The sequence below is a fragment of the Mycobacterium sp. E2462 genome, assembly GCF_001672685.1.
In the GTDB taxonomy this organism is placed as follows: Bacteria; Actinomycetota; Actinomycetes; order Mycobacteriales; family Mycobacteriaceae; genus Mycobacterium.
This window is the reverse complement of the sequence record NZ_LZKC01000001.1, coordinates 1-13,272: the sequence shown is the minus strand read 5'-3', so window position 1 is coordinate 13,272 and position 13,272 is coordinate 1. Positions and strand designations below refer to the sequence as shown.

The following is a 13,272-nucleotide window of genomic DNA, read 5'->3' as shown; positions in this document are numbered from 1 at the left end:
TTTCCGCGATCGAAAACGCAGGTGCCCCGGTAATTCCCGCTGCCAGCCACCGTGAATACAGCGCGACGCAGCGCGCCTACACGGCAAGCCTGACCGACGAGTCACCCGAAATTCGGGCATGGCACGCGTTTCTGGCGGCCAACAATGGCGCGCTGCGTCGCGCTGTATTCACGGTGGCTGGCAGCGGGAATTACCGGGGCACCTGCGTTTTCGATCGCGGAAAAGTACGTGGTCTGGATGTCCAGAAAGATCACACCGGCCGACATGCCGTCGGCGCGCAGGTGGTCAATGGCGATGAAAATCGTGAACTTGTCCTCGGCCTGAACAACGCCGAAGGTGAAGCAGTCCCATTGCAGCGGATCGGGGGTATCGAGCAGCAATTTGCGAATCTGCTGCGGCGCCATCCTGCCGAGATCCGTGGCGGCCAGCGTGATGGCCTGCGGGTCGGGCAAGACGTAACGCACCACTTCGTCGTTGTCTCGAACAGCGAACCGGTCGTGGTAGGTGTCGTGTCGCCGCACGTGCGTGTTCACCGCGTGCGTCATCGCGTCCATGTCGCAGGTGCCACCGATTTCCCACGCGCCGATGCAGAGCCGGGGAATGTCGCGGCCGAGAGCGACCTGACGCCGGTAATACTGAAGGTGCTGGGATTGCTGATAACTCACGGGCGCTGGGTGCGGCTGCGCGTCGGCGGCCTGCGCGAAAGTAGACGCGGTGGGAAACCAGCAGGCGACGGTGCCCTCGGCCGTCCAGTTGTCAACCGTGCCCAAAAACATGCCCCCCACCTTTCGCCCGAGAACTGGTGACGCCATCCCGTTCCGAAGACCATAACTTGATCTTGTTCGCTTTGCTGAATGACGTTGAATATTGGTCCCACGAATATTTCGGCCCCCTCGCCGCTGCGGAGCCTATGGGGTGCACTGAGGTGCGCAAAAATTCCGCTCACGACGCTTCGAAGGCGGCGCTGGGGCCGCCACCAGCACGTGAGCGCCAATCATCGACGCCCGGCGGCGCGCAGAGTTCACTCAAGCTACGCCTGACGATTACCCATGGGTGTTCTCTTTGGCTGTGCGCGGTGACGCGATGCGGCATACGGTTAGGACCCGGTGCGTCCCGTCGGGGCCGCCACGCCGTCGCGGGCGTTCAGTCAGCGGGGAAGGACGGGGCCGGTGAGCGCTGCCGTCGACCCCTCGGTGCCGCCCAGCGGGACCGGGTGCGTGGAGTGTGAAGCCGCCGGCGGTTGGTGGGTGCACCTACGCCGGTGCGCGTCGTGCGGCCATATCGGCTGTTGTGACGACTCGTTGTCGCGGCACGCGACCGCGCACTGGCGCGAGAGCGGTCACCCGATCATCCGTTCGTTCGAGCCGGGCGAGGACTGGTTCTGGGACTACGACAGCAACGACTACTACGAGGGTCCGGAACTCGCCGCGCCGGGATGCCGCCCGACGGATCAGACCGCGCCGGGGCCCCGCGGTCGAGTTCCGCGTAACTGGGTGGAGCTGCTGCGTCAGCGAACCTGATGACCATCCCCGAGGAAGAGGCCCAGGAAGAGGCCCAGGAATCGAACGAGAGGGGCCCGGGACAGTGTCTGACCCGAAACGGGGACAAGCCAGACTGTTCGACGCGCTGACGACCAAGGGCACCGCCTTCACCGAAAGTGAGCGGCGCGAGTATGGGCTGTTGGGTCTGCTGCCCACGGTGGTCAAGACCATCGACTCGCAAGCCGCCCACTGCTGGCATGAGTTCTCCACCCGGCGCGACGATCTGGACCGACACATCTACCTGCGCGCGCTGCAGGATCGCAACGAGACCCTGTTCTATCGGGTGCTGCACGATCACATCCCCGAAACGTTGCCGATCGTCTACACCCCGACCGTGGGGGAGGCCTGCCAGCGCTTTGGCGAGATCTACCGCCGTCCGCGGGGGTTGTTCGTCTCCTACCCGGACCGCGATCACCTCGACGAGGTGCTCAGTAACCGGCCGCAACGCGACGTCGACGTGATCGTCGTGACCGACGGGCAGCGGATTCTCGGGTTGGGCGATCAGGGGATCGGCGGGATGGGCATCCCGATCGGCAAGCTATCGCTCTACACCCTGATCGGCGGGATCGATCCGGCCCGAACGCTGCCGATCGTCCTCGACGTCGGCACCGACAACGCCGAACTGCTCGACGACCCGTTGTATCTGGGTTGGCGCCACCGACGAATCGACGACGACGAGTATGACGCGTTCATCGACAAATTCGTCAGCGCCGTGCGCCAACAACTGCCCGATGTCCTGCTGCAGTGGGAGGACTTCGCCACCGTGCACGCGCAACCGATCCTCGAGCGCTACCGCGACCAGTTGCTCACCTTCAACGACGACATCCAGGGCACGGCCGCTGTCACCCTCGGTGCGCTGCACGGGGCCGCTCAGGTGGCCGACCGGCCCCTCGCACAACAGCAGATCGTGATGCTCGGCGCGGGTTCGGCGGGCATCGGTGTGCTGGACATGATCCGCCGCGAGATGGTGACCGAGGGGCTCTCCGACGAGGCTGCGCGGCAACAGATCTGGGTTGTCGACGTGGTGGGCCTGTTGACCGACGACCGCACCGACCTGTCGCCGGGCCAGCGCGCCTTCGCGCAGCCGGCCGCGCGGGTCGGCGACTGGGGCTTGTCGGGGCCGGCGCAACTCGCCGACGTCGTGCACCACGTCGACGTCGGCGTGCTGCTGGGCCTGTCCACGGCCGCGGGCGCATTCACCGAGAGCATCGTGCGGGAGATGGCCGCAAAGACCCAGCGTCCCATCATCTTTCCGCTGTCCAACCCGACCAGTCGCGCCGAGGCACACCCCGCGGAGTTGGACGCCTGGACGGACGGGCGCGCGCTGATCGCCACCGGTTCGCCCTTCGCGCCGCTGCAGCGCGGCGGCGTCACGCGGACCATCGCCCAGTGCAACAACGTCTACATCTTCCCGGCGATGGGGCTGGCGGTGACCGCCGCGCAGGCGACGAGGGTGACCGACGAGATGATGCGGGTCGCCGCCGCGACGCTGGGCGACGCCTCACCGGCTCTGAGCGATCCGGACCTGTCGCTGCTGCCGGATTGGGCCGACGTGCCCGATGTCGCCACCCGCATCGCCCACGCGGTGGCCGTCCAGGCCGTCGCGGACGGGGTGGCCCCGCAACGCAGCGAAGACGAACTGGCGCAACGCATCACCGAGGTGCGCTGGACGCCCGAGTACCCTGACGCCTAGCGCTGGGGCAGTGGCCGGTTGCGCACCAGTGTCGGCCACCAGAACCACGGCCCCAGGATCCGCAGGATGGACGGCACCACGAACGAGCGGACGATCAGGGTGTCGAGCAGCAGGCCGATGCACACGGTCGACCCCACCTGGCCGATGGTCCGCAGATCGCTGGTCAGCATCGCCAACATGGTGAACGCGAATACCAGGCCCGCCGAGGTCACCACACCGCCGGTGCTGCCCAGCGCCCGGATGAGGCCGGTGTGGATGCCGCCGTGCAACTCCTCCTTGACCCTGTTGATGAGCAGCAGGTTGTAGTCGGACCCGACCGCTACCAGGATGATGAATGTCAGCGGCAGAACGAGCCAGTGCAGGTGCAGGCCGACCAGGTGCTGCCAGAACAGGATGGACAACCCGAACGCCCCGGCATAGGAGAACGCCACGGTGCCGGGAATCACCAGAGCCGCCACCAGACTTCGGGTGATGAACATCATGATCAAGAAGATCAGCACGAAGGCGGCGATGGCGGCGATCATCAGGTCCGACATCGCGTACTGCTTGATGTCCTTATCGTTGGAACCCGAGCCGCCGATGTAGATGCGGGCACCCGCCAGCGAGGTCTCCTTCAGGATCGTCTTGATCGCATCGGGGAACTGTTCGACGTGCTCGACCCCTTCCGGCCCCATGGCGTCGCCCTCGTGGGTGACGATGAACCGCGCGGCCTTGCCGTCCGGCGACATCATCAGCTTGATGCCCGTCTTGACGTCGTCGTTGTCGAAGCCCTCGTGCGGAATGTAGAAGAAGTCGTCGCTGCGGGACTTGTCGAAGTCGTTGCCGACGTTGATCGAGTCGTCGTAGGTCTGCTCGGTCTGGATGGACTGCAAGTCGGCGGACCCGTAGCTGTTGACCAGTTTCGACTGCAGCGCCTCGGTGTCGTCGGCGGTGGCTTTCAGTTGCGCGATGATCTGCGGGAAGGCCTTATCGACTTCTTCGAGCGACACCCTGGCGTCCGCGATGTCGTCGGCCAGCTTGTCGATGTCGTCGATCGTGTCGAACAACGACCGAAACGTCCAGCAGATCGGGATGTCGAAACAGTGCTTCTCCCAATAGAAGTAGCTCTTGATGGGCCGGAAGAAATCGTCGACGTTGGAGACTTCGTCCCGGATGTCGTCGCTGACCCGTTGCAGGTCTTGCACCGTCAGCACCGTCTGGTGCAGTTCGTCGGAGACCTTTTGGAAGAACCCGATCTCCTTGCGCAGCACGGCGACTGAGTGTGCCTGGATGTCGGCTTGCGCGTCGGTGTTGGAGTTCTGCTCCTTATTGAACGGCAGTTGTTGGCCGTTGCCGCTGCCCTGCGTGGTAAACAGGTACGGGATGCTGGCGTGTTCGAGCGCCCGTCCCAGTGGACGCGTCATGCCCTGCACCATGGCCACGCCGCGCAGCCGGATCAGGGCTCTGGCCACCCGGTCGAGTGAGATGAAGTCGGCGGAGTTGCGCATGTCGTGATCGGTTTCGACCATCAGCATCTCGGAGAACAGCTTGCTCTTGGGGAAATGTCGATCGGCCGCTTGGAAGCCGAGGTTGGCGGGCGCGTCGTGCGGCTGGTACTGCCGGTCGTCGTAGTTCTGCCGGTAGGTGGGCACGAAGATCGCCCCGATCATGACGACGGCCGAACTGGCCACCAGGATCGGCACTGGCCAGCGCACCACGCTGGCGCCGATTCGCCGATACAGGTGCCCCCTGGCATTGGTCCTCGGGTCGAACATGCCGAAGAGGCTGCCGATGGTGAGGACCGCCGGGCCCAACGTCATCGCCGCCGCGATGGTGAACAGCATGGTGATCGCCACGGCGGGCCCCATGGTGTGGAAGTAGTTGAGGCGCGCGAAGGTCAGGCAGTAACACGCGCCGGCGATCGTCAGGCCGGAGCCGATGATGATGGGCGCCACGCCCTTGTAGGCGATGTAGAAACTGTCTTCTCGGCTCTCACCGGCCTGGCGCGCCTCGTGATATCGGCCCATCAAGAAGATGCCGTAATCCGTTCCGGCGCCCAGGGTCAACGCGATCACGATGTTGACGGCGAAGGACGACAGCTCGATGTACCCGTAGTGCCCGAGGGTCGAGACGATGCCCTTGGCCACGAGCATCTCGATGAGCACACCGAGCAAGGGCACCAGCAACGTGGAGGGCGCGCGGTACACCAGCAGCAGCATCACGACGATCAAGATGATCGTGACGATCGTGACGTTGTTGAGGCTGGCGTTGGCGATGGTCAAGGTGTCCGAGGCCAGCGGTGCCGCGCCGCTGACGTAGACCTTCAGCCCCGGGGGCGGGGTGTCTTTCTTGATGATGTCGCGGACGGCGTCCACGGACTCGTTCGCCTCGATCTGGCCGATGTCACCGGCGAGCCGCAGGAGCACGTAGGTGCACTTGCCGTCGACGCTCTGCGCGCCCGCGGCGGTGAACGGCTTGCCCCACAAATCCATCACGTACTGCACGTGTTTGGTGTCGCGCTCGAGCCGGCGCATCAGATCGTCGTAGTAGCGGTGGTCCTGGTCGGCCAGCGGCCGGTTCGCCTCGAACACCACCATGGTCAGGTTGGTCGAATTGGATTCGTGGAACTTCTCGCCGATGTGCAGCAGCGCCCGCTGCGAGGGCGCGTAGTGCGGGACCATCGGGCCGGCGAGCTCTTCGGCGACCCGCTCCACTTGCGGCATAAAGGCATTGGTGGTGACGGCGAGGAATCCCCAGAAGAAGATGATCGGGATCGCGAAGGTGCGGACCATCCTCGGGATGAAGGGCCGCTTGACGCGCGGCTCCTCGAAGCGGTGCTCGCTCACGCCGATTTCACCCTGCACTCGACGTCGGCGTCTTGGTGCTGCCCCGACTGCTCATCCCGGACGACGCCGTCCACCAACATCCGGCAACCCACCTGGCCGCCGTGCACGTGCACCGAGATGCTGCCCGACGCCACGGTGAGCGTGGTGGTTTCGGTGTGGCTCCAGGGCAGCGTCGTGACGTCAACCTGATGCGGGTGGCCGTCGATGTCGACGTAGACCAGCTTGCCGCCCTGCCCGGCCGAGCCGAACACCTCGTAGGTGATCCGTTTGACGTTGAACTCCTCCGGCGCCTGCGGGCCGTTGACGGTGATGACCGGCTCCGGCTCGGAGAACTGATGGACCTTGTACATGCACAGCAGGCCCACGCCCACGGCAACAACCGCGACCAAAGGCATCCACGCCCGCTCCAGGACGGTCCTGCCGCTCAGCCGAGGGCTCACTCGATCACCTTCTCGAATCCGCTCCCACTGCGGTGACTCCGCACGACGCGCACGGAGCCCCTATATCAATCAGCCTGAGATATAGACCAGCAAAGATTACCAGGATGCGAGCGGAATGCGAACTGGGGCGCCATCCCCGATGAGCGATGCGCGTCAAGCATCGTTGCATCATATGGCTTATGTTTGCGTCAGGCCAGCTTTTGTAAACGGCGTTTCAGTCTGACATGACTGAGCATCCGCAGGCCCAAATTTGTCGAGGTCAGCATGGGTATCACGCCCAGGAAGGTGCGTTCCGACGGCGTGGCGCCGTGCAGGTGCTCGAGGCTGCCCAGCACGTAAAAGCATCCCAGCATGAATAAAGCGCCGGGGATGGCGATCGACAGCGGGGAGGTCCGGTCGGCGACGATCCGCCGCGCGAAGTCGAGCTCTTCGGCGGACATCGGCTGGCCCTTGCGGACCTTGTCCAGGACCGCCTTGTGGCTGCCGATCTGTTCGGCCAGCGGACTGGACGGCCGATTGCGTATCCGTCGCACGCCGACGAAGGCAACGGTGGCCGACAGTACCGACAACCCTATGGCGAGGACCGCCAGGTAGCCGAAGAAGATCGAATCGATCATCGGGAATCCTTTTCCTCGAAAGACTTCCCGGACGCTACCGCACCCATGGCCGCCGGCGCTGCCCTCCGGGCCCCGCGGCGCCGCCACCCATTCGAGGCACGGTGACGCTCGGGGAGCCAAACGCGTTGCCACAACGTGGTTTCGGCGCCGTCGGCGCGCTTGGTTGCTACCGAGCGGCCCGTCGCCGCCGGCCCCAACAAGGCGCCGGGGCTGGCCCCGCGGATCCCGCTGCTCGCGACACCTGCGGATTCGAAGGCGGGTCTTGAGTCAGGCGACCGCCCGGCCGGGTGGGCCGCCCGACGCGGTGACGGCGCGCACCGAGAAGGCGACCCGGCGTCCGACGCCGCCGTCGTCGCCGTCGTCACCGGGGTCGGTCCATTGGACTTCGGCGGTGCCGGACAGCTGCAGGGCGGCTCCCGAGGCGAAGTCGACGAACAACAGGGCCGCCTCGTTGTCGACCGCCAGGTTGCCGAAGCTGTTGAACATGTTGTTGCCCGGATAGTCCGGCCACCACAACCCATCGGGTGAGTCGACGCGGACGAATCCTGCGGGGCCGCCCCGGTGCGACGCGTCGCTGCCGCGGGTGGGATGCGTGGTACCGAGGAAGAAGGTGTCGGCGGCCTGGATCATCGCCCGATCGGCGGGCGTCAACGCGGTCGCATGCCGGGCGCCGATGGACCCCGCGGCCGCGATCGCAGGAACGTTGACAACCCGTGGGTGGATGTACTGCGGGCAATTCCCGTAGGCCTGGTCGACGCGCACGGCGAGGCCCCGACCGTCGCGCTCGACGAGCGTGCCGTTGACCCGCAATCGCCGCCGGGCGGCGAAGTCGATGGCCACCATGCCGACTTGCTGCCCGGTTGGCATGTCATGCAACGCATCACCGGCACGCGGTGCGGCCGAGATCTGCAGCGTGCGGCCGCAGCCGCGCAGGAACCCCGCCGGCCCGCTCAGCGGCGACACCCAGAGCACACCGTCGCCGTCCCGCCCGGTGATCGCGAGAAACCCCTGTGCGGCAAGGAATTTCGCGGCGCCGCTGGACAATCCTGCGGGGTCCACCATCCGCTCGAGCCGGCTGGCGTCGGCCAACACGCCGGCGCGCCGCTGGGTGGCCAACTCACCTTCGTGGTAACCCATCGCGCCACCTCCACCGCGGACCAACGCCGGCGCCGCCGAAAAGCTTCCCGGTGAGCTCAGCGCCTGCGGTCCCGCAGCACGTCGCGCACGACGAGCCCGACCAGTGCGAGGAGGCCGAACGGCACGAGCGCCCGGAAAGCGGTCGAGGCGTGGCCGTACAGCAGCACGTAAACGATGAGGCCGATGACCGCCATCGCAATCAGGATGCCGCGGTTGATCCTGTCTGTGCTCACTCGCTCAACCTAACCTGCCGATCCGGCGTCCCGTTCAGAAGCCGAAGTTGCCGCCGCCGGAATCCGAACCGCCGCCGAAGTCGGAGCCGCCCCCGAAATCCGAGCCGCCCCCGAACCCACCGAAGTCGGAGCCGCCGAAGTCTATCCCGCCGCCCGAGTCATAACCGCCGCCCGAGTCGTAGCCGCCACCGAAGTCGTTGCCGTCGAAGTCGACGTCACCGCCACCCGAGTCCTGGTAGCCCGAGAACCCGGCGTCGGCCTGCTGGCTGTCGTAGCCCGTGCCTTGGCCGTCATAGTTGGCATCGGCCAGTGCCGAGTCCCGGCCGGCTTCGAAGCCCCGGTCGTAGCTGCCGCCCCAGTGGTCGTCGAGCAGCGCGTCCATCAGCAACACGTCGGTCAGAGCCCAGCCCCAGCCGGGGCCCCAGAACGCGTACGGGTAGTAACCGGGGTAGAAGAACACACCGTTGTAGTAGCCGCCGCCGTAGTAGTGCGGGTATCCGGGCTGCGGGCTGGTGCTGTAGTTGTTGTTGCTGATCGTCACCCGCTCGCCGGTGTCCGGGTTTCGCGTGTTCACCTCCGCCTGCCGACGGTCGCGCTCGGGCACCGCGGCCACGGCCTCGACGTTGGGCTTGGCCCCGGGGTTGATCTTCTGGTTGGCCTTCGCCACGGTGGAGGCCACTACCCGCAGGTGCGCCCGCGCGGCGCCATAGTCGCGCTTCTCGTACGCCGCGCGGGCGTCGGCCAGGCTGGCGTTCGCCTTCAATGATTCGGCGCTGACGTCGACGCCGCTGTTGGCGAAGACCGCGTTGTCGAGGTCACCGACCTCCGAGGCGGCGACGATCAGCTCCTGCTTGAGCTCCTCCCGAGCCTCGTTGCTGTTGCGGCGCTTACGGTTTCGGCTGACGGCGAACCACAGCAGGCCTCCCGCCGCCAGCGCGATGCCGATGACCAGCAACGCCGCCGAGAGCCAGGCCCAGTTGTTGTGCTTCTCGTGGACGGCCGGGGAGGTCTTGACGGGCGTCCCGGACGCCACGTTGACTCCGGCCAGCTTGCCGACGAATTCACTGGTCGCACCGTAGGGGTCGTCGCGATGCGCCCGGGCCGACTGGCGCATCAGCGGATCGACCGCGTCGGCGACCGCCCTGGGCACGTTGAACGCCCGCACGTGATAGCCCTTGGCGTCGATCACCAGGATGACCCCACTGAACCCGGGATTGCGGCTCACGAAGGCGTTGTGCACGGCGTCCGCCGTCGTCACCCCCGTCTGATCGGGCGCCACCGCCGCCACCCAGACCGGCGGGGTCGAGGTCCACGTCCACGAGCTGGACAGAATCTGCTGGTTCAGCTTGTCCGCATCCTGCAGCGGGGGGTTCGCCGTGGCATCGGCCACGACGTGCCTCTGGTCGTTGAACCGGTTGACCAGCTGATCGGTGTACGCGTCGGCCCAGGCGGACGGCGCCGCCAGCATCGCCAACGCCAACACCACGGGGGCCAGCACGAGCCTTCTCATACGTCGAATCACCATTCTCCTGCCACGAGTCGCTGCCCCGATCCTTGCCGCGGACGCCCGAAACGTCCACTGCCGCCCCGCGACCACGACCACCAACGCCGGAACGTCATCTTCCGTTTAGCCGGCCCCCCTCGGCCGATTAGGTTTTTAACCTCGACCGGCATTACAGTTGCGCGCGGTTTGTCGTCGACTCAGGGAAAGAACATGCCCATTCAGCCCACCCTTCGGCGTGCTCAGCCGTTGCGCAGCGGCCGTGTCCAGCGTTCCGGCCACCGCGTCAACCGCCCGACTGTCGGTCAATGCTTTGACATCGAGGTCACCCGCGTCACCGACGGCTGGATGATCCGGGTACCCGAGGTCGGCGGCGTCGCCCACGCCCCCCGCCGCGCCGCCGTCGAGTCGGCGGCCCGGGAGTGCATCGCCACCCGGACCGGCATCCCGATCGGCTACGTGTCCGTCTTCATCGCCAGCGAGACCCTGTAACCGCGGTCAGTCCTCCGGCCGCGGGACCCGTCAGATCTTGACGGTCAGTGGCCAGACGTTCCAGATGTCGTCGCAGTATTCGGCGATGGCGCGATCCGAGGAGAACTTGCCGCTGCGCGCGGTGTTGAGGATCGACATCTTGGTCCACGACTCGCCGTCCAGCCACGCGGCGCTCACCCGGGCCTGGCATTCGACGTAGGAGGCGTAGTCGGCGCACACCAGGAAGGGGTCGTCGTAGCGCAGGTTGTCCACCAGCGGCTTGAACACCTCGGTGTCACCGTGGGAGAAGGTGCCGTCGGCGATCAGGTTGAGCACCGCGCTCAACTCGTCGTTGCTGTCGATGTAATCCGCCGGCCGGTAGCCGCTGGCCTTGAGCGCCTCGACCTCCTGCACCGTCAGGCCGAACAGGAAGAAGTTCTCTGCCCCGGCCTCCTCACGGATCTCGACATTGGCCCCGTCGAGCGTGCCGACCGTCAGCGCGCCGTTGATCATGAACTTCATGTTCCCGGTGCCGGAAGCCTCCTTGCCGGCGGTCGAGATCTGCTCCGACACGTTGGCCGCCGGGTAGATCAGGTGCGCGTTCTGCACGTTGAAGTTCGGGATGAACGCGACCTTAAGTGACTTGTTCACCTCGGGGTCGCTGTTGATGGTTTCGCCGACGGCGTTGATCAGCTTGATGATCCGCTTGGCCAGGAAGTAGCCGGGCGCCGCTTTGCCGCCGAAGATGAAGGCCCGCGGCGGGATCGCGAGCCCGGGGTTCTGCTTGAGCCGGTAGTACAACGCGATGATGTGCAGCACGTTGAGGTGTTGGCGCTTGTATTCGTGAATCCGCTTGACCTGGATGTCGAAGATCCATTCCGGGTTGAGCTCGACGCCGGTCTCCGCGCGGACGAACGTGGCGAGCCGGCCCTTGTTGGTGCGCTTGATGTCGCGCCATTGCCGGCGGAACGAGGAGTCGTCGACGAAGGGCTCCAGTCCGCGCAGCCGCCGCAGATCGGTCAGCCAGCCGTCGCCGATGGTGCGGTCCAACAACTCCCGCAGGCCGGGATTGGCCAGCGCGAGGAACCGGCGCGGCGTCACGCCGTTGGTCTTGTTGCTGAACCGCTCGGGCCACATCTCGTAGAAGTCTTTGAGCACACTGTCTTTCAGCAACTCCGTGTGCAACGCCGCGACGCCGTTGATGGCGTGGCTGCCGACGGTGGCCAGGTGTGCCATTCGAACGAACTTGGCGCCGTCCTCACCGATGAGCGACATCCGGCGAACGCGGTCGGAGTCGCCGAGGAACCTCGTGCGCACCTCGTTGAGGAAGCGCCGGTTGATCTCGTAAATGATCTCCAGGTGCCGCGGCAACGAATCGCCGAACATCTGCAGCGGCCACGTCTCCAGCGCTTCTGGCAGCAGGGTGTGGTTGGTGTAGGCGAACGTCGCGACCGTGATGTCCCAGGCCTCTTCCCATTCCAGCCCGCGCTCGTCGACCAGCAGCCGCATCAGTTCGGCGACACCGATCGACGGATGAGTGTCGTTGAGCTGCAACGCGAATCGCTGGGGGAGCTCGCGGACACCCGCGTCGGCCAGGTCGTCCATGATGTGCAGGACGTGCTGCAACGAGCAGGACACGAAGAAGTGCTGTTGCAGCAGGCGCAGCCGCTTGCCGGCTTCGGGCTCGTCGTTGGGGTAGAGCACCTTGGTGACGGTCTCCGACGTCACCTCGTCTTCGACGGCCTTGTAGTAATCACCGGTGTTGAAGGCCTCCAACGCGAACGACTTGACGGCCCGCGCGCTCCACAGCGTCAGCACGTTGCAGGTGTTAACGCCGTAACCCTGAATCGGGGTGTCGTAGGCGACGCCCTTGAGCATCAGGCCCGGCACCCAGCGGGCGCGCTCACGGCCGGCGTCGTCGGTGTAACGCTCGACGTAACCGCCCCACTTGACCAGGTAGTTGACGTCGGGTTTGGCGATTTCCCAAGGGTTTCCGCGGTCCAGCCAGTTGTCGGTCTGCTCGACCTGCCAGCCGTCATGGATCTCCTGGTCGAAAATGCCGAATTCGTAACGGATCCCGTAGCCGATGGCCGGACGCTCAAGCGTGGCCAGCGAGTCCAGATAGCAGGCCGCCAGGCGGCCCAGGCCGCCGTTGCCCAGGCCGGGTTCCTCCTCGCACGCCAGCACCTCATCCAGCCGCTGGCCCATCGCGGCCAGCGCGGACTTCGCCGCGCCCTCCAGGCCCAGGTTCAACAGGTTATTGCCCAATTGGGGGCCCATCAAGAACTCGGCCGACAGGTAGCAGGTCACCTTGCGTCCGAGGTCGAGGGAGGTCTGCGTCGACGCCACCCGGCGGTCCTGCATGCGGTCTCGCACGGCAAGCGCCAGCGCCCGATAGTAGTGCTCGGGCCGCAGCGCCGCGGCCGGGCGCCCGATCGAGTACCGCAGGTGGTCGGCGATCGCGCGCTGCAGCGCGGGCGCGCCCATCCCGGTGCGGGAGTGCTCGGTCAGATCGGCGGGCCGGGAGCCGGCGGTCGACAAGCCGTCGGTGGGGGTCTGTTCGACGTCGGTCATGTGAGTCCTACTCCCTAGAGGTGATGGCGCACCGCATCCCGCAGATGCCCGGCGCCGCGCTCGGCGTCAGTCTGGCAGCGATGTTTGCACATCAGGCGCGCAATTGCGGTCCGAAACGTGAACGCGAGTACACGCGCGGACGTCGAGATGGCGCCTCGCCGCGGCGGCCCGGCGGTCAGTGCGCGCCGGAAAGGTTCAACGTGACGACCCCCGCGACGATCAGGGCGACGCCGACCACCT

11 protein-coding genes and 1 pseudogene are annotated in these 13,272 nt (G+C 66.2%); 4 read left to right on the top strand and 8 right to left on the bottom strand.

The window, feature by feature from the left end:
• Nucleotides 1-146: 146 nt before the first annotated feature.
• Nucleotides 147-776 (bottom strand): annotated as a pseudogene (locus tag A5714_RS00050) (condensation domain-containing protein); the annotation flags it as partial.
• Between the two features lie 393 nt (nt 777-1,169).
• Between A5714_RS00050 and A5714_RS00045 the strand changes: the two are divergent.
• Nucleotides 1,170-1,520 carry a UBP-type zinc finger domain-containing protein gene (locus A5714_RS00045; protein ID WP_068281640.1) on the top strand — a complete coding sequence of 117 codons (351 nt, stop codon included), beginning with the start codon at nt 1,170-1,172 and terminating at the stop codon, nt 1,518-1,520.
• A gap of 64 nt (nt 1,521-1,584) precedes the next feature.
• Entirely contained in the window at nt 1,585-3,234 is a 1,650-nt protein-coding gene (locus A5714_RS00040) for an NAD-dependent malic enzyme (RefSeq protein WP_068281638.1), read from the top strand.
• Here the strand turns inward: A5714_RS00040 and A5714_RS00035 are convergent.
• From A5714_RS00035 to A5714_RS00015, 6 genes are all read right to left on the bottom strand, one after another.
• Nucleotides 3,231-6,005, bottom strand: coding sequence for an RND family transporter (locus A5714_RS00035; protein WP_156671371.1), 2,775 nt, complete (start codon nt 6,003-6,005; stop codon nt 3,231-3,233). The genes A5714_RS00040 and A5714_RS00035 overlap by 4 nt on opposite strands.
• A gap of 50 nt (nt 6,006-6,055) precedes the next feature.
• A complete protein-coding gene (locus A5714_RS00030) occupies nt 6,056-6,454 on the bottom strand; it encodes an MmpS family transport accessory protein (RefSeq protein WP_068281636.1) in 399 nt (132 codons plus the stop codon).
• Between the two features lie 233 nt (nt 6,455-6,687).
• On the bottom strand, nt 6,688-7,113 hold the full coding sequence (locus A5714_RS00025) for a hypothetical protein (protein WP_156747099.1): 426 nt from the start codon (nt 7,111-7,113) through the stop codon (nt 6,688-6,690).
• 270 nt (nt 7,114-7,383) lie between these two features.
• Entirely contained in the window at nt 7,384-8,253 is an 870-nt protein-coding gene (locus tag A5714_RS00020) for a pyridoxamine 5'-phosphate oxidase family protein (RefSeq protein ID WP_068281633.1), read from the bottom strand.
• 56 nt (nt 8,254-8,309) lie between these two features.
• Complete coding sequence (locus tag A5714_RS26435; RefSeq protein WP_197513480.1) at nt 8,310-8,486, bottom strand: hypothetical protein; 177 nt, start codon at nt 8,484-8,486, stop codon at nt 8,310-8,312.
• A gap of 34 nt (nt 8,487-8,520) precedes the next feature.
• Nucleotides 8,521-9,996 carry a hypothetical protein gene (locus A5714_RS00015; RefSeq protein WP_156747097.1) on the bottom strand — a complete coding sequence of 492 codons (1,476 nt, stop codon included), beginning with the start codon at nt 9,994-9,996 and terminating at the stop codon, nt 8,521-8,523.
• A gap of 339 nt (nt 9,997-10,335) precedes the next feature.
• On the opposite strand from A5714_RS00015, the gene A5714_RS27510 reads away from it, so the two are divergent.
• Nucleotides 10,336-10,479 carry a long chain fatty acid-CoA synthetase Faa4p gene (locus A5714_RS27510; RefSeq protein WP_156671369.1) on the top strand — a complete coding sequence of 48 codons (144 nt, stop codon included), beginning with the start codon at nt 10,336-10,338 and terminating at the stop codon, nt 10,477-10,479.
• A gap of 30 nt (nt 10,480-10,509) precedes the next feature.
• Here A5714_RS27510 and A5714_RS00005 read toward each other — a convergent pair whose 3' ends face one another.
• Complete coding sequence (locus A5714_RS00005) at nt 10,510-12,945, bottom strand: glycogen/starch/alpha-glucan phosphorylase (RefSeq protein ID WP_068281641.1); 2,436 nt, start codon at nt 12,943-12,945, stop codon at nt 10,510-10,512.
• Between the two features lie 110 nt (nt 12,946-13,055).
• Between A5714_RS00005 and A5714_RS26810 the strand changes: the two genes are divergently transcribed.
• The coding region (locus tag A5714_RS26810) for a hypothetical protein (protein ID WP_231975693.1) at nt 13,056-13,272 on the top strand (217 nt) is incomplete at its 3' end.